This is a genomic window from Mesorhizobium sp. M1273, from assembly GCF_040318195.1.
Classification (GTDB): Bacteria; Pseudomonadota; Alphaproteobacteria; order Rhizobiales; family Rhizobiaceae; genus Mesorhizobium.
Genome location: NZ_JAMYLV010000001.1, coordinates 168,704 through 189,962, shown reverse-complemented (window position 1 = coordinate 189,962; position 21,259 = coordinate 168,704). Strand labels below are relative to the sequence as shown.

The following is a 21,259-nucleotide window of genomic DNA, read 5'->3' as shown; positions in this document are numbered from 1 at the left end:
CTCGAGTAGGCTTAGACGGCGAGCTTGCGGGCAGTGGTCTGCGTGCCCGAAAGCGAATCGAGGATCGCCTCATAGGGCGCGAGCGTACCCACCGGCCCGACGGCTGTAAGCGTCGGCTTGGTCGAAAAAAGCCGCGATGACAGGTCCGTCAGCCGCTCGACCGTCAGCGCCGACAGCCGCTCCATCAACTCTTCCTTGGCTATCGGCCTGCCGAACAGAAGCAACTGCCTGGCGATCTGCGAGGCGCGGCTGGCCGGGCTCTCGGCCGACATGATCAGCCCGGCGCGGTACTGCGCACGCGCCCGGTCGAGCTCCTCCTGCAGGATGTTTTCACCGGCCTTTTGCAGCTCGTCGATGATCACAGGCACCAGCTCGGCAATATCGCTTTGTCCGGTCGCCGCATGGACCCCGAAGACGCCCGTGTCGGAAAAACCCCAATGGAAGGCGTAGACCGAATAGCACAGGCCGCGTTTCTCGCGGACTTCCTGGAAAAGCCGCGACGACATGCCGCCGCCCAGGATCATCGACAGGACCTGGGAGGCGTAGAAATCGCGGACGTGATAGGCGCGGCCCTCGAAACCCAGCACGATCTGCGCGTCCATCAGGTCGCGGTCCTCGCGAAAATCGCCGCCGACATACTGCGCATATTGCGGGATGGTGCCGTCGGCCTTGCCGCGGAAGCTGCCGAGACGCTTTTCGACCTCCCGCACGAAATCGTCGTGCTTGATATCGCCGGCCGCCACCATCACCATGTTCTCGGCGCCGTACTGTCGTTCGATGAAGTCGTGCAGCTGCTTCGAAGTGAAGGATTTGACGGTTTCCGGCGTGCCAAGAATCGAGCGGCCGATAGTCTGGTGGCGGAAGGCGGTCTCGGTAAAGTGATCGAAAACGACGTCGTCGGGCGTATCGTGCGCGGCGCCGATCTCCTGCAGAATCACATGCTGCTCTCGTTCCAACTCCTGCGGATCGAATTCGGATTCCTGCAGGATGTCGGAAAGGATATCGACGGCCAGCGGCACGTCGTCGCTCAGAACCCTTGCATAATAGGAGGTCGTCTCGACGCTGGTGGCGGCATTGATCTCGCCGCCGACGTCCTCGATCTCCGAGGCGATCTCGAAGGCGCTTCGCCGACTGGTGCCCTTGAAAGCCATGTGCTCGAGCAAGTGCGCCATTCCGTGCTCTTCGTCACGCTCGTTGCGTGCGCCCGACTTGACCCAGGCGCCAAGGGCAACAGATTCGAGGCTTGGAAGGGTTTCGGTGGCGACTGTCAGGCCGTTCGACAGACGGCTTACCTCAACACCCATATGGCAATTACTCCCTAACGCGCCGCCCGCGTGTGGCGGCCGACATAATCTTCCACCATTTTCAGGTCGGATGGAAGTACCGTGTATTTTTCCTCGGCACTCATCAACCCGCCTAGCCATGCAGGCAGGGCAGGCGACACGCCGCTGGCGGCTTCGACGGCGGCGGGAAACTTTGCCGGGTGCGCAGTGCCCAGCACCACCATCGGCACCTCACCCGCAGCCTTGCCGGCGGCCACATGCACGGCCGCGGCGGTATGCGGGTCGAGCAGATAGCCGCTCGCCGCAAGTGTGGTGCGGATGGTGGCGGCGACCTCGTCCATGGTGGCGCGGCCGGCGTCGAATTCGGACCGGATCTTGGCGATTTCGCCGGCCTCGATGGTGAAGGCGCCGGACTGCTTGAGCCCGTTCATGTAGCGCCGCACGGCCGAGGCATCGCGGCCGGACGCTTCGAACAGCAAGCGTTCGAAGTTCGAAGACACCTGGATGTCCATCGAGGGGGACGTGGTCGAAAAGACCCCCTTCATGCGGTATTCGCCGGTTGCCAGCGTGCGCGCCAGAATATCGTTGTCGTTGGTGGCGATGATCAGCCGTTCGATCGGCAGCCCCATCTTCTTGGCGGCATAGCCGGCGAAGATGTCGCCGAAATTGCCGGTCGGCACGGTGAAGGAAACCGGCCTGTCGGGCGCGCCGAGCGACAGCGCGGAGGAGAAATAATAGACGATCTGGGCCATGATGCGGGCCCAGTTGATCGAGTTGACGCCGGACAGCGATACCCGGTCACGAAAACCGTGGTCGTTGAACATGTCCTTTACCAGGCTCTGGCAGTCGTCGAAATTGCCTTCGATCGCCAACGCATGGACGTTTGCGGCGGTCGAGGTCGTCATCTGCCGCTGCTGTACCGGCGAGACGCGGCCGTGCGGGAAAAGCACGAAGATGTCGGTGCGGTTGCGCCCGGCAAAGGCATCGATGGCGGCCCCTCCGGTGTCGCCGGAGGTGGCGCCGACAATGGTGGCGCGCTGGTCACGCTCGGCCAGCACATGGTCCATCAGCCGTGCAAGAAGCTGCATCGCCACGTCCTTGAAAGCGAGCGTCGGGCCGTGGAAGAGCTCGAGCACGAAGCTGTTCGGCCCGGTCTGCACCAGCGGGCAGACGGCCTCATGGCGGAAGGTTGCATAGGCTTCGCGCACCAGCCGTTCGAACACCGGCGCCGCGATCTCGCCGCCGAGGAACGGCGACAGCACGCGGATGGCAAGATCGGGATAGGCAAGGCCGCGCATGGCGCGGATCTCGGCTGCGGAAAAATGCGGCCAGGCGCTCGGCAGGTAGAGCCCGCCGTCGCGCGCCAGTCCGGCCAGCACCGCGTCGGAAAATCCAAGCGCGGGCGCTTCCCCGCGGGTACTCACATATTGCATCGTCACGTTTCCATTGCTGCCGGGAATTTTCGCCCGCCGCGAGGTGGTGGATTTCTGCGCTGGATCAGTCGCATTTTTGCCGCGCGGTTGATATACGTCACCGGCTTTGCGAGAGGGAAGTGCAGTTCATGGCGTTTCATTCATTCAACGGTCGTTTTGTCGCGGGTGTGGCGCTCACCGGCTTTATGCTTGCCGCCGCAGGTTGCCAATCGAGCGACAATGGAATTCTCGGCTTCGGCAAAAAGGATGCGACGCCGCCACCGCCACCCGATCCAAAGGTGCTTTCCAGCCAGTTGCAGGCCTATTGCCCGAAAGTGACGTTGCGTGACGGCACCGCCTTCTTCAATACCTACGCCAAGAGCGGTCCGAAGCCGAAGAAAAAACCCGATGTTGCCGCCGAGGAAGCCGCCCAGCCGGCAGTGGACGCGGCAGGCGTCGATCAGCCGGACGATTCCGCCAAGATCATCTATCAGGCTTCGATCACCGATGTGACCCGCGACTGCAGCCGCGCCAACGGCTCCTTGTCGATGAAGATAGCCGTCGCCGGCAAGGTCGTGCCTGGCCCGATGTTCACCCCCGGGACCATCACCATGCCGATCCGCATCGCGGTGATGCACGGCACCGAAGTTCTCTATTCGCAGCTTCACTCCTATCAGGTCCAGGTTACCGATCCTTCGAGTGCCACGCAGTTCGTCTTCACCGATTCCAACGTCGTCGTTCCGGAGCCGACGGCGAAGGACTACCAGGCATATGCCGGGTATGACGAGGGCGCTTCGAAAGTAGCGACAGACAAGCCGAGGAAGAAGAAAGCCGCCGCGACCAACTAAGCCGCTGCATTCGTGCCACGGCGGTTGGAGGCGGCCTCTCAGGCGTCCGCCGACCATTCCGACAGCGCGGCGATCACGCTTTTCAGCTCCGCCCAGCGGCGGATGACCGTTTCCGCGCCGGCCTCGGTCAGCGCATCGGCGTGGCCGGGATAGCTGTGCGCCGCGCCGGTGAAGCCGATGACGCGCATTCCCGCCGTCTTGGCGCCGGTGACGCCATGCACCGAATCCTCGATGACAAAGGTGTTCGCAGGATCGGCCTTGAGCTTTTCCGCGGCGAACCGAAACACGTCCGGCGCCGGCTTGGATTTCCCGGTCGGGGTTTCCAGCGAGGAAAAGATACGGCCGGCAAAGAACGGCAAAAGCTGCACCTTCTCCAGCATGAATTCGATCCGCTCCGAGCGCGAATTCGAACAGACGCAGCGCGGCACTGCTACCGCGGCGACAGCCTCGTGCGCCCCGTCGATGGCACGCACGTCGCTGCGCAGCCTACGATCGACCAGCTGTTCCTCCTTGTCGATCAGCGAGGCCTGGAACGGGATCCGGGACTTTTCCTCGACCCGCATCATGATGTCCTTGAAAGTCAACCCGGCATAGACCTCGGAAATCTCCTCGGCCGATATCTCGTAGCCGGCCGAGGTCAACAGCTCGGCATCGATCCGCGCGGCGATGATTTCGGAATCGACGAGCACGCCGTCGCAATCGAAGATGACAAGGTCTGGCTGGGGCATGGTGATCCGGAAAGCGGGATGAAGGGAATGCCGAGGGCTTTTTGGTCCAAACGGCTCAGGCGGCGCGGCATACACCAACAGGCCGGGCTTCGCAAATTCGGCGGGCTGCTTCACTGAATATTTACGCTGATCGGTAACCATAACGGACAGTAAACAGTAACGCGTGCCTTGGGTGTCACAATGTCTGCCGTGCGTCTTCTCGACGAGCTTTCCGATGTTCCCGAGCAATCCGAGTGGCTGGATACGATCCTGAAGGGCGACTGCGTCGCCGCGCTCGAACGGCTGCCGGAAAAGTCGATCGACGTGATCTTCGCCGATCCGCCCTATAATTTGCAGCTCGATGGCGATCTGCACCGGCCCGATCAATCCAAGGTCGATGCCGTCGACGACCATTGGGACCAGTTCGACAGTTTTGAGGCCTACGACGCCTTCACCCGCGCCTGGCTGCTGGCGGCGCGCCGTGTGTTGAAGCCCAACGGCACGATCTGGGTTATCGGCTCCTACCACAATATTTTCAGGGTCGGCGCCAAGATGCAGGACCTGGGCTTCTGGATCCTCAACGACGTCGTCTGGCGCAAGACCAATCCAATGCCGAATTTCCGTGGCCGCCGTTTCCAGAACGCGCATGAGACGATGATCTGGGCATCGCGCGACCAGAAGGGCAAGGGTTACACATTCAACTACGAGGCGCTGAAGGCGTCGAACGACGACGTCCAGATGCGCTCGGACTGGCTGTTTCCGATCTGCACCGGCGGCGAGCGCCTGAAGAACGACAATGGTGACAAATTGCATCCGACGCAGAAGCCGGAAGCGTTGCTTGCCCGCGTCATGACGGCATCGACCAGGCCGGGCGACATCGTGCTCGACCCGTTCTTCGGTTCAGGCACCACCGGGGCTGTGGCCAAGCGGCTTGGCCGCCACTTCGTCGGCATCGAGCGCGAACAAACCTATATCGATGCCGCCATGGAACGTATCGATGCGGTCCGGCCGCTGGAAGGCGCCAATTTGACGGTACTGACCGGCAAGCGCGCCGAGCCGCGCGTCGCCTTCGTCACCCTTCTCGACAATGGCCTGGTGGCGCCAGGCGCCACGCTCTACGACGCCAAGAAGCGCTGGGCGGCAAAAGTGCGCGCCGACGGCACGCTGGCCATCGGCGACAGTGCCGGGTCGATCCACAAGATCGGCGCCGAGGTCCAGGGGCTGGACGCCTGCAACGGATGGACCTTCTGGCATTATGAGCGCAGCGGCGGCCTGACCCCGATCGACGAGCTTCGCCGCATTGCTCGGCTAGGCATGGAGCGGGCGGGCGCCTGACGGCTTCCGAGTTGCGGCAGATCGGTTAATGCGAAGGCTCAACCAACTCCTGGAACCGATTCAAATCACACTTTGATCCCAAGACTCTCAAGGTCCGCCCTGAGCGTCTTTGCATCGGTGAACAGCACCGACTGCCAGCCAGCCGCCTTGGCGCCGTCGACGTTCTTCTGGCTGTCGTCGATGAACAGCGTCGCTGACGGCTCGAGGCTGAACGCGGCGACGTGGTGGTCATAGATGGCGCGATCCGGCTTGATCTGGCGGATGTCGCCGGAAACGGTGACGCCGCGCGGCCGATTGAGGAAATCGAAGCGCTCGCGGGCCTCGGCGAGCGTATCTGCAGCGAAATTGGTGAGCATCGTCACGTCATGGCCGCTGTCGATCAGGCCGATCATGATGGCGACGCTGTCCTCATAGGCGTGAGGCACCATCTCGTGCCAGTGCCGGCGGAAATTGCGGATATTTTCGGCGTGCTCGGGATATTGCGCGATCGCCAGCGCTTCGGCCTCTTCCCAACTGCGGCCGCGATCCTGCTCGATGTTCCAATCATGCGTGCAGACATTGTCGAAGAACCATTTCCGTTCGTCGGGATCGGGGATCAAGCGACTGAAGGGCAGGTCCGGATCATAGTGGATCAGCACTTTGCCGATGTCGAAAACGATGTGGCGGATTTCAGTCATTCTTCTCTCTTTCAACGCGGCCGCTGCTTTTTCGTCGCGCCCGGTATCGCCGCTTCGATTACCTTTTTCATGACGCTCGGCAGCGCTTCCCCGGAAATTTCATGGGCCAGCGACCAGAAATGCCCGACCGGGGCGGCAACGTCGGTCTCCGCCTTGAACACGTCGAGTTCAAGCGCAAAATGGGTAAAGATATGGCCGATGCGTCCGGCCTGCTGCCAGTTGCCGGGGAGCGGGGCCGCCGCTTCCGTGGTAGCGCCGTCTATGCGCGCCGTCCAGCCGGTCGTCGGCACCTCAGTCATGCCGCCGAGCAGGCCTTTGTCCGCGCGCTTGCGCAGAAGGATGGCGCCGTCGCACCTGACGGCAACGAAGGCGGCACCGCGGCGTAAGGGTCTTTCGGCCTTGGGCAGGCGGACCGGAAAGCGTTCGGGGTCGCCCGAAATCGTGGCGCTGCAGTCCACCCGAACAGGGCACAGAATGCAGCGGGGCCGGCGCGGCGTGCAGATCGTCGCGCCCAGGTCCATCATCGCCTGCGCGAAGTCGCCGGGCCTTGTCGGGGGAACCATGCGTTCGACCTGGCCGCGTATCTCGCCCTTGGCTTCGCCCAGCGGCGTGGCGATCGAAAACAGCCGTGAGACGACCCGTTCGACATTGCCGTCGACGACCGCGGCTGGTCGGTCGAAGGCGATCGCTGCGATCGCCGCCGCCGTATAGGCGCCGATGCCGGGCAGTTCCTTCAAGCCGGACTCGCTGTCAGGAAAGCGGCCGCCTTGCCGCGCGACGAGATCGGCACAGGCTTTGAGGTTACGAGCGCGGGAATAATAGCCGAGCCCGGCCCAGGCCTTCATGACGTCTTCGGTCGGTGCCGCCGCCAGCGCCTGGACCGTTGGCCATTTCTCTGCGAACGCCCGAAAATAGGATTTTACCGCCTCGACCGTGGTTTGCTGCAGCATCACCTCGGAAAGCCAGACCAGATAGGGATCGGGCCGCGCTCCGCCCGCCAGCGCGCGCGGCGAAACGCGCCAGGGCAAGTCGCGGTGATGCGTGTCGTACCAGGCAAGCAGCCGGGAGGCGATCTCGACATTGTCTCCGGATACGGCCTTGCGGGTCTGGTCGTGCAGTGCCATTGATCGAGGGTCGGCCCTAATCCACTGGTGCTGAAGCTGGAGAACGCACATGGCAGGGAAAAGGCCCTTCGGCAATCCCGTTCCGGTGAGCGATCTCGCAACCGAGATCCTCGACCCAGTGCTGCGCAAACGGGCCGGTATGTCGATCGGACTGGTCCAGTCATGGGAAGAAATTGCCGGGCCGCGGCTTGCCGGCCGCTCGCGCCCGGAAAAGATCCAGTGGCCGCGCCGCATACATGAGGACGATCCTTTCGAACCGGCGGTGCTGGTGATTGCCTGCGAGGGTGTGGCGGCGCTGCATCTGCAGCACGAGACCGGCCAGATCATCAACCGGGTCAACGCCTTCCTCGGTTTCAATGCGATCGGTCGGATCAGGATCGTGCAGAAGCCGGTAATGGCGGGCAAGGACAAGCCGAAACCCAGTTTGCGGCCATTGACTGCGGCCGAGAAAGCGAAGCTGTCGGGCACCGTTGGTTTGATCGAGGACGGCGGGCTGCGCGCCTCGCTAGAGCGGCTTGGCGCCACCATTCTCGGTCAAAAGAAACCGTGATCTCGCGCTATCGTGATGGTATGCCCGGATTTGGCGATTGGAATAGGGGCGGTAATGCCTTAATTCGCGCCAACTCTCGCTTTTTGTAGACTTTGCATTGCAAAATCCAACTATTGCCAGGTGATTCGTATGATCCGTTCCTTGTCCCGCAGAAACCTTTTGACTTCGCTGGCCGCAATACCAGCGGTGGCGCTGCTTGCCGCCTGCAGCGATTCGGGCGAGAAAGCCGAGGCGCAGGATGTGAAGCCTGCGGCTCCGGAACCTGCGAAGCCGGCCGCTCCGGCCGCCGCGGCGGCGCCGGAGGCTCAGGGCACGGTCGATATGGCGGCACTGCTGAAGCCCGGCGCATTGCCCGACATGCAACTCGGCAAGGACGATGCAAAGGTCACCATAGTCGAATATGCATCGATGACCTGCCCGCATTGCGCGCATTTCGCCGAGACCACTTTTCCGGAGCTGAAGACGAAATATATCGACACCGGCAAGGCCCGTTACATACTGCGCGAGTTTCCGTTCGATCCCAGCGCCGAGGCCGGTTTCATGCTGGCGCGCTGCTCCAAGGACAACTATTTCCCGATGGTCGACGTGCTGTTCAGGCAGCAGGCGAACTGGGTTGGTGTGAACAATACCAAGGACGCACTGCTGCAAATCGCCAAGCTTGCCGGTTTTACACAGGAGTCCTTCGAGGCCTGCTTGACGGACCAGAAACTTCTGGACGATGTGAGATCCGTCCAGAAGCGCGGCGCCGACGAATTCAAGGTCGATTCCACACCGACCTTTTTCATCAACGGAAAGACCTACAAAGGGGCGATGTCGATTGCGGAAATGTCGGCCATCATCGACCCTCTGCTCTGACGTTTCGGCAGCGCCGAAGCGGCGTCGCTTCGGCGTGCGCACTTCTTTGTCTTGCCGCGGGGTCTCCTTGCAAAACCGCGGAACAGCGTTGCGAAACTTGGCTATGGGCCGGCGCGAATGAAGTTCTCGCGCCTTCGCCTGCTCGGCTTCAAATCCTTCGTCGAACCCGGCGAGTTCGTCATCGAACGCGGCCTGACCGGCATAGTCGGGCCGAACGGCTGCGGCAAGTCGAACCTGGTCGAGGCGCTGCGCTGGGTTATGGGCGAAAGCTCCTACAAGAACATGCGTGCGTCCGGCATGGACGACGTCATCTTTTCCGGCTCGGGAACGCGTCCGGCCCGCAACACCGCCGAAGTCACGCTGTTCCTCGACAATAGCGACCGCACCGCGCCGTCCGCCTTCAACGACGCCGATGAGTTGCAGGTCTCGCGCCGCATCGAGCGCGAGGCCGGCTCGCTCTACCGCATCAACGGCAAGGAGGCTCGCGCCAAGGACGTTCAGCTGCTGTTCGCCGACCAGTCGACCGGCGCCCGCTCGCCCTCGATGGTCGGCCAAGGCCGCATAGGCGAGCTGATCCAGGCAAAGCCGCAGGCGCGCCGCGCGCTGCTGGAAGAGGCGGCCGGAATTTCCGGCCTGCATACGCGCCGCCACGAAGCCGAGCTGCGGCTGAAGGCGGCGGAACAGAACCTCGAAAGGCTGGACGACGTCGTCGGCGAGCTGGAAAGCCAGATTGAAAGCCTGAAACGCCAGGCCCGCCAGGCCTCGCGCTTCAAGAACCTGTCGGCCGACATCCGCAAGGCCGAAGCGACGCTGCTGCATCTGCGCTGGACGCTGGCCAAGACGCAGGAAGGGGAAGCGCGTTCGGCGCTGGCGATTGCCACCGCGCTGGTCGGCGACCGTGCCGCCGCCCAGATGGCTGCCGCCAGGGAACAAGGTATCAACGCCCACCGGCTGCCGGACTTGCGCGATGCGGAAGCCGCTGCCGCCGCCGCCTTCCAGCGTCTGTCGATCGCCAAGGCGCAGATCGAGGAAGAGGCGGGCCGCATCCGCGCCCGCCAGGCAGAGCTCGACCGCCGACTGCAACAGCTCGATGGCGACCTTGCCCGTGAGGAGCGCATGGTCCGCGATAATGCGGATATCCTCGAACGCCTCGCCGCCGAAGAAGCCGCGCTCAATGCCGAAAACGCCGGCGCCGCCGAGCGCGAGGCCAGCACCCGCGCGGCTTTCGAGCAGGCGGCATCGACGCTTGCCTCGAGCGAGGTCAGGCTCGCCGCGCTGACCGCCGAACGGGCGGAGGCTGCCGCCTCGCGCAACCAGATCGAACGGACGCTGCGCGACACCGCTGAGCGCCGCGACCGCTTTGCCCGCCAGCTTGCCGATGTCGACCGCGAACTGTCGGAGATCGTCTCCAGGGTCGCCGGCCTGCCCGATCCCGCCGAGAAGCGGCTACTGGTCGATCAGGCGCTGGCGCTGCTCGAAAAGGCCGAGGCAGCCGCCATTGCCGCCGAACAGGCGGTCGCCGAGGCGCGTGCAGACGAAAGTGCTGCCCGCCCACCGGTTCAGGACACAAAGGCCGAGCTGGCGCGGATCGAAACCGAGGCCCGCACGCTGGCCAAGATCCTCAACGCCGCCAGCGGCGATCTATTTCCCTCGGTGCTGGAGCAGATCAGCGTCGAGCGTGGCTACGAGACGGCGCTGGGTGCCGCGCTTGGCGAAGATCTCGACGTGCCGCTCGACCGCAGTGCGCCGGTGCATTGGGGCCAGAGCGAAATCCAGCCTGCCGACGCCGCATTGCCCGAAGGCATAAGGAGCCTCGCCAGCGTTGTGCGTGCGCCGGCACAGCTGGCCCGCAGGCTGGCCCAGATCGGCATTGTCGAAGCCGCCGACGGAAGACGGCTGCAGACGCTGCTTGCTCCCGGTCAACGGCTGGTCAGCCGCGAAGGCGCGCTCTGGCGTTGGGACGGCTTCACCGCCAGCGCCGATGCCCCGACCGCCGCCGCGCAGCGGCTGGCGCAGAAAAACCGGCTGGCCGAGCTCGATGCCGAAGTAGTCCATGCCACGCGCGCCCTGCGCGAAGCTGAACAAGCCCTTGCCCGGGCCGAACAGGCGCGTGCCCAGGCGAGCGAGGCCGAACGCAACGCCCGACAGGCCGGACGCGATGCCCAGCACGGGCTCGATGCTGCCCGCAATACGCTGGCCGAGGCCGAAAGAGCCGGCGGCGAGCTGTCGAGCCGGCGTGCAGCACTTGACGAGGCGCGCGCACGCATTGTCGACAGCCATGAGGAAACGGCGGCGGCATTCGTCGAGGCGGAAATGCTGCTGCAGGACGCGCCCGATCTCGGCGATCTGCAATTGCAGCTCGAGCAGTCGGCGGCCAACGTCGCCCGCGACCGCGCCGCCCTTGCCGATGCGCGTGCCGTTCACGAGGGCCTGAGGCGGGAAGCCGAGGCACGTGCGCGTCGGCTCGATGCCATCGGCGCGGAACGGTGCAACTGGGTGGAGCGAGCCGAAAACGCCTCGACACAGATCGCGGCGCTCGGCGAACGCAAGGCGGAGGCCGAGGCCGAGCGCGAGCAACTGGCCGACGCCCCCGACGAGATCGTCGCCAAGCGGCGCGCCCTGCTGTCGCAACTCGCCGAGGCCGAAAGCCTGCGCAAGGCGGCGGGCGACCGCTTGCAGGAAGCGGAGAACCGCCAGTCCGAGCTGGACAAGGCTGCGACTGCTGCCATCCAGTCGCTGGCCGAGGCGCGCGAATCCCGCGTTCGCGCCGAAGAGCGGCTGACCGCCGCCGACGAGCGTCGGCTGGAAGTCGAGGCGCGCATCCAGGAAACGCTGAACACGCCGCCGCATCTGGTGATCCGCCACACCGGCCTCGAACCCGACAGCCCGATGCCCGAAATGGCCGAGATCGAGCGTCAGCTCGACCGGCTGAAGGTCGAACGCGAACGGCTCGGTGCCGTCAATCTGCGCGCCGAGGAGGAGCAGAAGGAACTGTCGGACCGGCTGGAGACCATCGTCTCCGAGCGCGACGACATCATCGAGGCGATCCGCAAGCTGCGGCAGGCGATCCATAGCCTGAACCGCGAAGGCCGCGAGCGGCTGCTCGCCGCCTTCGAGGTGGTCAACGGCCATTTTCAACGGCTGTTTTCGCATCTGTTCGGCGGCGGCACCGCCGAGCTGCAACTGATCGAGTCCGACGATCCGCTCGAAGCGGGGCTCGAGATCCTGGCGCGTCCGCCCGGCAAGAAGCCGCAGACGATGACGCTGCTGTCCGGCGGCGAGCAGGCGTTGACGGCGATGTCGCTGATCTTCGCCGTGTTCCTGACCAACCCGGCGCCGATCTGCGTGCTCGACGAAGTCGACGCGCCGCTCGATGACCACAATGTCGAGCGTTTCTGCAATCTGATGGACGAAATGGCCGCAACCACCGAAACGCGCTTCGTCATCATCACACACAACCCGATCACCATGGCGCGCATGGACCGGCTGTTTGGGGTGACCATGGCCGAGCAAGGCGTCAGCCAACTGGTGTCGGTTGACCTGCAGGCGGCCGAAGCCATGCGCGAGGCAAGCTGACGCATCAGCTTAATGGTGGTCTCCACCTCGGCTTTCGACTATAGCACGACAAAATGGGCCGGATCTGCCGCTCCAGATACCGGCCCGGCTATGCGCGTGGAGAAGCTTGTTGCCTATACTTGTCACCGGAGCCGCGGGGTTCATTGGCAGCCACGTTTGCCACCATCTGCTCGACCGGGGAGAAGCGGTCGTCGGCGTCGACAACATGAACGACTATTACGACCTGGCGCTCAAAAAGGGGCGGCTTGCCGGCCTTCTGCCCCATAAGGATTTTTCGTTCCACCAGATCGATATTGCCGAACAGGGCGCGCTTGCAGCCGCTTTGGCCGGGCAAGGCATCGTTAGGATCGTGCACCTTGCCGCGCAGGCGGGCGTGCGCCACTCACTCGACAATCCGCGGCTCTATATCCGCTCCAATGTCATGGGCCACCTCGAAGTGCTCGAATTCTGTCGCGCCGAACCGGCATTCGAGCATCTGGTCTATGCCTCGTCGAGCTCGGTGTATGGCGGCAACCGCAGCGTGCCGTTCAGCGAAGCCGATCAGGTCGACAAGCCCGTTTCGCTTTACGCCGCCACCAAGAAAACCGATGAGTTGATGAGCCACACCTACGCCCATCTGTTCGGCATACCGCAGACCGGCCTGCGGTTTTTCACGGTCTACGGTCCCTGGGGCCGTCCCGACATGGCCTATTGGATGTTCACCCAGGCGATGCTCAAGGGCAAGCCGATCCGGGTCTTCAACAATGGCGAAATGTGGCGCGATTTCACCTACATAGACGATGTTGTGAAGGCGGTTGTCGCCGTGCTCGACAAGCCGCCGGCGGCTGACGTTCCGCCGAACAGGCTCTACAATGTCGGCAACAACCGGCCGGTGCGTCTGGGCGACTTCATCGACATTCTGGAAAGGCTGCTCAAGGTCAAGGCAATCCGCCACAACGAGCCGATGCAGGCGAGCGACGTCGAGAAGACCTACGCCGACATGACCGCGCTGGAGCGGGATTTCGGCTTCAGGCCTAGCGTTTCGATAGAGGACGGGCTGAAGAAGTTTGTCGACTGGTACCGGCCGTACTCGAAGCAGTGATTTGCACCGCTCGCCGTGATGCCTTCAAGCTGACATCTGAAGTGGGGCGCAAGTCGGTCCGCAAAAAGCATCATTTTGTCCTAACATCCTGTTAACCACATGCTCGCTGAAACGTATCCGATTAACCTTTGAGGCGCTTATGACCGCTATGTTTCGTGGCTTGCTGTTCAGTATGAGCTGTGTGGATGTGCGGATTCGGGGGCTATTTCGGTTCAGTCCGGGATGCGGAAGCTTTGCTTGCGCGCATGACGTCTGCGATCGCCCATCGCGGGCCGGATGAACAAGGGAAATTCGTAGCGCCCGAGGCTGGACTTGGGCATGCGCGGCTGTCGGTGATTGGGATTGGTGATGGCCAGCAGCCGATGTCCGACGAAACCGGCGATTTGACGGTTGCGTTCAACGGCGAGATCTTCAACTACGTGGAATTGCGCGAAGGGCTGCTGGCCAAGGGCCGACGCTTCCGCACGTCGAGCGACACAGAGGTTCTCCTGCAGCTGTATGACGAGATGGGCGAAGACTGTCTGTCGCTCCTGAACGGTGATTTCGCCTTCGCGATTTGGGATAACCGGCGGCGGCGGATGGTGCTTGCAAGAGACCGCATGGGTGTTCGGCCGCTGTTCTACACCAGCAAGGACGGGGTGCTCTACTTTGCGTCGGAGATAAAGGCCCTGCTGACGGTACCCGGCGTCTCGGCCGAAATCGATCCAATTGCACTCGACCAGATCTTTACGCTGTGGGCGCCGATCGCTCCACGCACGGCTTTCCGCAACATCCACGAGCTGGAGCCGGCAAGCGTGATGATCGCGACACAGGGGCAAGTCACGGTCAAACCATATTGGCACCTAGACTACCCGTATCCGGATAGGCCATCGAAGATCACCAATGAGGACGACGCGGCCGAGGAACTGCAGGCCCTGTTGACCGACGCGGTGAGGCTTCGCATGCGCGCCGACGTGCCGGTCGGTTCTTACCTTTCGGGCGGGCTCGATTCATCCCTCGTTTCGGCACTCGCGGCCGGCATGACTCCTCTTAAGCTGCAGACATTTTCCGTGACGTTCGACAGCGGCGAGCATGACGAAAGCGCCTTCCAGACCGAAATGGCGTCAGCACTTGGCACACGCCATCGAACCATTGCGTGTCGTGCCGGCGATATCGCCGGTGCGTTTCCCGAAGTCATCCGCTTTACCGAGCGGCCGATCATCCGCACGGCCCCAGCCCCCCTCTATCAACTGTCCGGCCTCGTTCGCCAGGCCGGTTTGAAAGTAGTGCTGACAGGCGAAGGCGCCGACGAGGTCTTTGCCGGCTATGATGTCTTCAAGGAAGCGCGGGTTCGCCGTTTCTGCGCGCGACAGCCGGCATCGCGCATAAGGCCACAACTGTTCCGCAAGCTTTATCCCTATCTGCCGGGCCTGCAACAGCAGTCCGTGGAGTACCTGGCTGCGTTCTTCGGAACCGGCAGCGCTGCCCTGGACGATCCGCTGTTCTCGCATCGGCCGCGTTTCAAGACCACATCAGCGGCGAAGATGTTCTTTTCCGGTGACCTGCGCGCGACATTGAAGGGGTATGACGCAGCCGAGGACCTGGCCAGCCGGTTGCCTGAGGCGTTTTCCCGGTGGCATCCGCTGCATCAGGCGCAATATCTAGAAACCCGCTTCCTCCTGCCGGGCTACATCCTCTCCAGCCAGGGCGATCGCATGGCCATGGCGCACGGTATCGAAGGGCGGTTCCCCTTCCTTGACCATCGCTTGGTGGAGTTTGCGGCAAGACTTCCGCCGGAGATGAAGCTGAAGGGACTGGTGGAAAAACACATATTGCGCAAAGCTGCCAAGCACCTGCTTCCGACGGCCATCCGCGAGCGCACCAAACAGCCTTACCGGGCGCCGGAAGCCCGCTCCTTCGTGGGAGCCGGAGAATTGGACTACGTACGCGACTCGCTGAGCGAGGCGAGTATCGCCTCCGGAGGACTATTCAACGCCAAGGCGGTGGCGAACCTGCACGAGAAATGCCGCTTGCAGCCAGCGTCCGGATTCCGCGACAATGCGGCTTTCGTCGGCATTTTGTCGGCGCAACTGTGGCAGAAGATTTTCACCGGCGAAAGGTCGGTGAAGCACGAGCGGCCTGAGAAATCGAGGGAATGAAAAATCATGGTAGCAATCAAGGACAAGGTCAAAACCTTTATCGTCGACAACTTCCTGTTCGGCGACACGTCCTACGAGCTTGCAGACACCGCATCACTGATCGAGAACGGCATCATCGACTCGACGGCCGTGTTGGAGCTAGTGGCATTCATAGAGGATGATTTTGGCATAGCGATGGTCGATGCCGACATCGTACCGGCCAATCTGGATTCGATTGACCGTATCTCAGCCTTCGTCAAGGCAAAAGCAGAAGCGCTGGCAGCATAGGCGCCATCGGTGAGGAGCGTCCGTGCGGATCGAACATTTTCTGACGGCGAAGGCCGCTGCCCATCCAGCCAAAACGGCATTGATCACCGAGCACAAAAGGCTGTGCTACAAAGAGCTGGACGATCTCTCGAGCCGCTTGGCCGCCGCCCTTTTTTTGAATGGCGTCAGGCGCGACGACCGGGTGCTGATCTTCATGGACAATTGCTGGGAGGCTGCGGTTTCGATTTTCGCAGTTCTTAAAGCAGGCGCGACTTTCAGTCCGATCAACGCATCCACCAAGGCCGAAAAGCTAGCCTACATCATCGCCGATTGCGATGCCGCCGCGATCCTCACGCAAGCAAGACTGATGCCCGTGGTCGCCGAGGCGTCCGGATCCTCCGGCGAGACGTCCTCCGGCAAGACCGGCATCTTCGTGGCTTCCACCGTTGCTGCCGATAGCCAATGCCCGGCAGGGGCCACATCCCTGGCGGAGTGCTTGACGGTCCAAGTCAGGGAGATTGACCATCGCGGCGTTGACGTCGATCTTGCGATGTTGATCTACACCTCGGGCTCGACCGGCCGGCCCAAGGGTGTGATGATGACGCACCGCAATTGCGACGCGGCGGCCGACTCCATCACCAACTACCTGCGCAACTCGCCCGACGACATCATCTTGAATGTTCTGCCCCTCGCTTTCGACTACGGCCTCTATCAATTGCTGATGGCCGTCAGGCTCGGCGCCACGCTCGTGCTCGAGAAGTCCTTCGCTTTTCCCCAGGCGGTCTTTGAACGCATCCGCCAGGAAGGCGTCACCGGGCTTCCGCTCGTGCCCACGATGGCAGCGATGATCCTGCAGTTGAGGGACCTGGCGCCGGGCTTCCTGCCCAGCCTTCGCTATATTTCCAACACGGCGGCTGCCTTGCCGCCGCCTCACATAGAACGCCTTCGGTTCCTTTTCCCCGGTGTCAGGCTCTATTCGATGTATGGCCTGACGGAATGCAAGCGCTGCACCTATCTGCCGCCCGAGGAGCTCGACCGCCGGCCGGGCTCGGTCGGAATAGCCATTCCGAACACCGAAGCCTTTGTCGTCGACGACGAGGGGCAACGGGTGCCGCCGGGCGTAGCGGGTGAGCTGGTCATTCGCGGGCCGCACGTCATGCAGGGTTATTGGCGAAACGAAGCTGCGACGGCACGAGCCCTGCGCCGGGGTCCGAACCCTTGGGAGAAGGTTCTCTACACCGGCGATCTTTTCAGGGCCGATGAGGAAGGCTTTCTTTATTTCGTCGGCCGCAAGGACGACATCATAAAGTCGCGGGGAGAGAAGGTGGCGCCCAAGGAAGTGGAAGCCGTGCTTCACGCTCATCCGGGCATCGCGGAAGCGGTGGTTGTCGGTGTGCCGGATCCCGTGCTCGGGCATGCGATCGGCGCAGTTATAGTACGGTCCGACCCGGCGCTTACCGAAAAGGATATCATACGTCACTGTGCACGCCACCTTGAGGACTTCATGGTCCCCAAGGTCGTCGAGTTCCGCCGCGAGCTGCCGAAGACCGATACCGGCAAGGTCAGCCGTCGGCTTGCGGCAGAAACCATGGAGGCCGCGCAATGAATGTTCGCCCGACCGAGGATGCGCGGACCTTTCTGGCGCAGGCTCTGGCAATCGACCTGATCACCGAAACGGACCGTATCGTAACGGCCTTGCGCCAGCAGTTGCGCGGGCTTCGCAAGCGGGGCCTTGTGCTCGGTCTTTCGGGCGGGATCGATTCGAGCGTGTCGGTCGCGTTGGCGGTACGAGCCGTTGGCCCCAAGAATGTGCTTTGCCTGTTCATGCCGGAAAGCGATTCCGATCCTGAAAGTCTGCGGCTCGGCCGCCTCGTCGCCGAAACTTTCGGTGTCGAGGCTGTGACGGAGGATATCGGGCCGATCCTGCGCGCAATGGGCTGCTACAGGCGTCGCGACGCCTTCATCCGCGAATTGGTCCCGGAATACGGCGAAGGCTGGGCTTCGAAGATCGTGATCGCGAACGCCCTTGAGGGCGGGGGCTACAATATCTCGTCCCTGGTGGTGCAAGACCCGGAGGGCAAGCAGACGAAACGGAGAATGCCGCTGCCTGTCTATCTCGGCGTCGTCGCCGCTACCAATATGAAGCAGCGCACCCGCAAGCAGATTGAATACTATCATGCGGATCGCCTGAACTTCGCCGTTCTTGGAACCCCGAACCGGCTGGAATACGATCAGGGTTTCTTCGTGAAGAACGGTGACGGCGCCGCGGACGTCAAGCCGATTGCCCACCTCTATAAAACACAGGTCTATGCGCTTGCGGCCCATCTCGGTATTCCGGAAGAAATCCGCAACCGGCCTCCGACCACCGATACCTACTCGCTGGCGCAGACCCAGGAGGAGTTCTACTTCTCGCTTCCCTATGACCGTATGGATCTTTGCCTTTACGGTCTCAACAACGGCGTGGCGGCTGAGGTGGTGGGGCAGGCGGCGGGGTTGGCCGCCTCACAAGTGGAACACGTCTGGGCCGATATCATCGCCAAACGCAAGGCGACGCGTTATCTGCACATGCGTCCGCAACTCGTCGAGGAAGTCGAAGAACTCGGTACCTGACCTGCTTCGAGACCGGCCACGTCCCAGGCCGCCGTCATGGCCGAGATGGGCGGGAAGTTGCCGTTCGTCTCATCTGCGAGAACGAGCACGTTGCGCCATATCCGGACCCATGCCAGTGATGCCGTGAATGTTAAGTCTCGGCTCCGATGCCGACGTTCCGCCCGAGTTCGAAGACTGACCGCGACCGTTCTGCGGCCTTCGCATCGACAGCGCCAATGAGCGGCGTCCCACATCCCACTCCTTGTGTCCATTGGGAGGGGTCGTTGTGGACCAAGCCCTACTACCCAGGCTTGTGACGAAGCCGATCCAGCGCGTCTCGAAGTGCATTGGCGGCATCGCCACGCTCGTCAGGGGACATCAGCTCCGGTTCAAGTTCCAACCTGAAGTGCGGCAGCTCGGTCCGAACAGCACGACGAGCGGCCGCCAAATTGGCCTTCAGATCGATGACGCGGTAGGTGGCGACGGGATAGGCGATCCCCTTGACCTGGACTTGCCCCAGTTCTTCACAGTCGATTGCGTCCTTCACTTGCGCAAACGTCTCGTAGGAAATGAGGATTGTCCCCGGCGGCGCCTCCTGCTCCAGGCGCGAGGCGAGATTCACGGCGCCGCCGATTATCGTGTAGTCCATCCGGTCCTCGCTGCCGAAGTTACCGACGGTGCAGTAGTCGGTATGGATGCCGATGCGACAGCGCAGCGGTGTTTCGATCCCCATGTCCCGCCAGACTTCGGCAAGCTCGCTAATCCGCTTTTGCATTGCAAGTGCCATCTGCGCGCAAGCCAGCGCGTCCTCCTTGACGCCGCGAGTCTCGGGATCGCCGAAAAACATCAGGATCGCGTCGCCGACATATTTGTCGATCGTAGCGCCGTGATCCGAAGCAATTTTCGACATTTCCGTCAGATAGTGATTGAGGAGTTGGGTGAGATCCTCGGATTCCATTTTGTCAGTGGTCTCGGTAAAGCCCGCGATATCGGAGAAGCATATTGTCAGTTTCTTCCGCTGGCTGGCGATCCTGACCTCCTGGCGGCCGGTGAATATCGAGCGATACACTTGGGGCGCCAGATACTTCGCCAGCTTGCTGGAAAGCGCCTCCAGAACCACGGATTTCTCGGCGAGGTTCTCCTCCCTTTGCTTCAGCTCAGTGATATCCGAATAGACGGCGACCGTGCCGCCGGCGCTGATCCGCCGCTCGCTGATCATGACCCATCGCCCGTCGCCTCGCCGCTGCACCCAAGGTTCGCCAGGGTTGCGGTGCCGCGAGAGGCGCTCGGCGACCCACTCCTCGACCCGCCCCTCGGCGTCCCTGATGTAGCCGCGCTCAGCGGATCGGCGAATGATTTGCTCGAATATCGTGCCGGGCGTCAGTTCGGTCTCCAGACCGGCGTAGAGCAATTCGCGGTAGCGGCTGTTGCTGAGGACGAGCCGGTCCTCCCCGTCGTACAGAGCGAATCCTTCGGAGATGCTTTCGATGGCATCGATGAGCCGCTGACGAGCTTCCGCAACGTCGCGCAGGTTCTTTTCCTCGACCTCGACGGCAGTATCCCGGAAAAGTCTCAGCGCTTCGGCCATGCGCCCGATTTCGTCGCTGCCCGCGGCTGGCAGCGGCGCACGAAGGTTGCCCCCCGCAATCGCGAGCATGCCCTGGCTCACGGCCCCCAGTCGGGCGAGGAGGCTGCGGTCGACATAGAGCCAGACAACCAGAACCGAACTCAGGAGGCTGAGGAAGGCGGAGCCGAGCACAACCGCGGTGCCGTAGCGCTGGACGAGCGCGGCTTCGCGACCGGACGCAGCGATCTCCTGGTCTGCCGTGGCGACCAGGCGATCGACGCCAGCGGTGAGATTGCGCGACAGTCGATTGTTCTCGGCCAGAAGCCTTTCGCCCTGTGCCAGGACAGCAAACTCGTCCTCCCGCGCCTTGGGGATGCTGTCCTCGCCGTCGGTCAAGCCCTTGAACTCATCGACACGCTGCCGAAAGCGGGTCCGCAGCTTTTCGTCGATCTCCGTGGAAACCTTTTCAAGAGCAGTGAGCGAACGGCGTAGCGGAAAAAGGATCAACGCCAGGTCGCCCGGCGTCGGCGCGTTCGCGACCTTCACCAGCGCGTCGTTGACTGCCGAGATCTCCAGCTGCGCCTTCTGCTGGGGGATGTAGGCCGCAATCGCCTGGACCAGGTCGGCCATCGCCGCTGCGCGTCGATCGGGCGACAGCGACGTGTCGGCCGCGACCGCCCGCCATTGCGGCAGCCTGGAATCCATCACTAGGATGCCGGTGGCGACAAGGCGCTGGCTTCCGGTTGTCGTCGCGGCGAGGCGGTTCAGGAGCTCCTCCTTGCGGGCGACCACGTCGAGCCGGGCGACAACAAGAGAGTCGAGCTCCTTCAGGTTGCGCCTCAGAACAATCGCGGCTTCCTCAATCTCGGCCAAAGGCACTGTGCCCAACGTGGCATCCCGGAGGTCCGTGCGCAGGGCCTCGAGGCGGGACATCTCGAGCGCGACGGCAGCCGAGACCTCGCTGTGCTGAGCCCTGCTTGTCGCTGCCAGCACCGATGGCGCGGCAGCAGCGACCCGTTCGGCCTGGCGCGACAGCTGGAGGGAGGCGAGCGCCGACGGCACTCGATCCGTGGTAATTCGGTCCACGACGTCGCCAACCTGGAGGAAGGCATAAAGCGCCGCAGCCGTTGCCAGCACCGCAAGGGCGCTGATCCCGAAAAAGGCGAGCAACAGCCGGCCACGTATGCCGAGGCGTTCAAGCATCTCGGCGAGTCGGAACAGTCCGGCCACACTGGTCTGCATCAGACTAGACATCTCAGCCGGCACGCCGG

16 protein-coding genes are annotated in these 21,259 nt (G+C 62.9%); 10 read left to right on the top strand and 6 right to left on the bottom strand.

The features are described from left to right. Positions 1-11 precede the first annotated feature (11 nt). Positions 12-1,304: a M16 family metallopeptidase gene (locus NKH30_RS00835; protein ID WP_352470646.1), complete on the bottom strand. Its 1,293-nt coding sequence runs from the start codon at positions 1,302-1,304 to the stop codon at positions 12-14. Between the two features lie 14 nt (positions 1,305-1,318). Further along, positions 1,319-2,716, bottom strand: a complete 1,398-nt coding sequence (gene thrC, locus NKH30_RS00830) for a threonine synthase (RefSeq protein WP_352501950.1) — start codon at positions 2,714-2,716, stop codon at positions 1,319-1,321. 128 nt (positions 2,717-2,844) lie between these two features. Here thrC and NKH30_RS00825 point away from each other — a divergent pair, with 128 nt between their 5' ends. Continuing rightward, positions 2,845-3,543 (top strand): hypothetical protein, encoded by a 699-nt coding sequence (locus NKH30_RS00825; RefSeq protein ID WP_352612429.1) that lies wholly within the window; start codon positions 2,845-2,847, stop codon positions 3,541-3,543. A 38-nt stretch (positions 3,544-3,581) separates the two neighbouring features. Here the strand turns inward: NKH30_RS00825 and NKH30_RS00820 are convergent, their stop codons facing one another. After that, positions 3,582-4,271: an HAD family hydrolase gene (locus NKH30_RS00820; RefSeq protein WP_023674153.1), complete on the bottom strand. Its 690-nt coding sequence runs from the start codon at positions 4,269-4,271 to the stop codon at positions 3,582-3,584. Between the two features lie 180 nt (positions 4,272-4,451). Between NKH30_RS00820 and NKH30_RS00815 the strand changes: the two genes are divergently transcribed. Continuing rightward, entirely contained in the window at positions 4,452-5,585 is a 1,134-nt protein-coding gene (locus NKH30_RS00815; RefSeq protein ID WP_352993820.1) for a site-specific DNA-methyltransferase, read from the top strand. Between the two features lie 65 nt (positions 5,586-5,650). Here the strand turns inward: NKH30_RS00815 and NKH30_RS00810 are convergent, their stop codons facing one another. Beyond that, positions 5,651-6,262 (bottom strand): HAD family hydrolase, encoded by a 612-nt coding sequence (locus NKH30_RS00810; RefSeq protein WP_352470642.1) that lies wholly within the window; start codon positions 6,260-6,262, stop codon positions 5,651-5,653. 11 nt (positions 6,263-6,273) lie between these two features. Further along, positions 6,274-7,386 (bottom strand): A/G-specific adenine glycosylase, encoded by a 1,113-nt coding sequence (gene mutY, locus NKH30_RS00805; protein WP_352612431.1) that lies wholly within the window; start codon positions 7,384-7,386, stop codon positions 6,274-6,276. A gap of 49 nt (positions 7,387-7,435) precedes the next feature. Here mutY and NKH30_RS00800 point away from each other — a divergent pair, with 49 nt between their 5' ends. From NKH30_RS00800 to nadE, 8 genes are all read left to right on the top strand, one after another. Continuing rightward, positions 7,436-7,936 carry a DUF721 domain-containing protein gene (locus tag NKH30_RS00800; RefSeq protein WP_352612433.1) on the top strand — a complete coding sequence of 167 codons (501 nt, stop codon included), beginning with the start codon at positions 7,436-7,438 and terminating at the stop codon, positions 7,934-7,936. Between the two features lie 129 nt (positions 7,937-8,065). After that, positions 8,066-8,791, top strand: coding sequence for a DsbA family protein (locus NKH30_RS00795; protein WP_023674158.1), 726 nt, complete (start codon positions 8,066-8,068; stop codon positions 8,789-8,791). 117 nt (positions 8,792-8,908) lie between these two features. Then, the gene (gene smc, locus NKH30_RS00790) at positions 8,909-12,367 is read left to right on the top strand and encodes a chromosome segregation protein SMC (protein WP_352993817.1); all 3,459 of its coding nucleotides are present in this window, start codon (positions 8,909-8,911) and stop codon (positions 12,365-12,367) included. Positions 12,368-12,476: 109 nt separating this feature from the next. Next, entirely contained in the window at positions 12,477-13,448 is a 972-nt protein-coding gene (locus NKH30_RS00785) for an NAD-dependent epimerase/dehydratase family protein (RefSeq protein WP_352470637.1), read from the top strand. 185 nt (positions 13,449-13,633) lie between these two features. Further along, complete coding sequence (gene asnB / locus NKH30_RS00780; RefSeq protein WP_352993813.1) at positions 13,634-15,586, top strand: asparagine synthase (glutamine-hydrolyzing); 1,953 nt, start codon at positions 13,634-13,636, stop codon at positions 15,584-15,586. A gap of 3 nt (positions 15,587-15,589) precedes the next feature. Then, on the top strand, positions 15,590-15,853 hold the full coding sequence (locus NKH30_RS00775; RefSeq protein ID WP_352470706.1) for an acyl carrier protein: 264 nt from the start codon (positions 15,590-15,592) through the stop codon (positions 15,851-15,853). A 22-nt stretch (positions 15,854-15,875) separates the two neighbouring features. Beyond that, the gene (locus tag NKH30_RS00770; protein ID WP_352470635.1) at positions 15,876-17,438 is read left to right on the top strand and encodes a class I adenylate-forming enzyme family protein; all 1,563 of its coding nucleotides are present in this window, start codon (positions 15,876-15,878) and stop codon (positions 17,436-17,438) included. Then, on the top strand, positions 17,435-18,442 hold the full coding sequence (nadE, locus tag NKH30_RS00765) for an NAD(+) synthase (RefSeq protein WP_352470634.1): 1,008 nt from the start codon (positions 17,435-17,437) through the stop codon (positions 18,440-18,442). Before NKH30_RS00770 ends, nadE begins: the two co-directional genes overlap by 4 nt. Before the next feature lie 280 nt (positions 18,443-18,722). Here the strand turns inward: nadE and NKH30_RS00760 are convergent, their stop codons facing one another. After that, the gene (locus NKH30_RS00760; protein ID WP_352470705.1) at positions 18,723-21,191 is read right to left on the bottom strand and encodes an adenylate/guanylate cyclase domain-containing protein; all 2,469 of its coding nucleotides are present in this window, start codon (positions 21,189-21,191) and stop codon (positions 18,723-18,725) included. Between the last annotated feature and the right edge of the window lie 68 nt (positions 21,192-21,259).

Coding starts and splice junctions, on each gene's coding strand:
- asnB (WP_352993813.1), top strand. CDS start 13,634: ATGTGCGGATTCGGGGGCTATTTCGGTTCAGTCCGGGATGCGGAAGCT.
- NKH30_RS00760 (WP_352470705.1), bottom strand. CDS start 21,191: ATGCTTGAACGCCTCGGCATACGTGGCCGGCTGTTGCTCGCCTTTTTC.
- NKH30_RS00835 (WP_352470646.1), bottom strand. CDS start 1,304: ATGGGTGTTGAGGTAAGCCGTCTGTCGAACGGCCTGACAGTCGCCACC.
- thrC (WP_352501950.1), bottom strand. CDS start 2,716: ATGCAATATGTGAGTACCCGCGGGGAAGCGCCCGCGCTTGGATTTTCC.
- NKH30_RS00820 (WP_023674153.1), bottom strand. CDS start 4,271: ATGCCCCAGCCAGACCTTGTCATCTTCGATTGCGACGGCGTGCTCGTC.
- nadE (WP_352470634.1), top strand. CDS start 17,435: ATGAATGTTCGCCCGACCGAGGATGCGCGGACCTTTCTGGCGCAGGCT.
- NKH30_RS00800 (WP_352612433.1), top strand. CDS start 7,436: ATGGCAGGGAAAAGGCCCTTCGGCAATCCCGTTCCGGTGAGCGATCTC.
- smc (WP_352993817.1), top strand. CDS start 8,909: ATGAAGTTCTCGCGCCTTCGCCTGCTCGGCTTCAAATCCTTCGTCGAA.
- NKH30_RS00810 (WP_352470642.1), bottom strand. CDS start 6,262: ATGACTGAAATCCGCCACATCGTTTTCGACATCGGCAAAGTGCTGATC.
- NKH30_RS00815 (WP_352993820.1), top strand. CDS start 4,452: ATGTCTGCCGTGCGTCTTCTCGACGAGCTTTCCGATGTTCCCGAGCAA.
- mutY (WP_352612431.1), bottom strand. CDS start 7,386: ATGGCACTGCACGACCAGACCCGCAAGGCCGTATCCGGAGACAATGTC.
- NKH30_RS00825 (WP_352612429.1), top strand. CDS start 2,845: ATGGCGTTTCATTCATTCAACGGTCGTTTTGTCGCGGGTGTGGCGCTC.
- NKH30_RS00795 (WP_023674158.1), top strand. CDS start 8,066: ATGATCCGTTCCTTGTCCCGCAGAAACCTTTTGACTTCGCTGGCCGCA.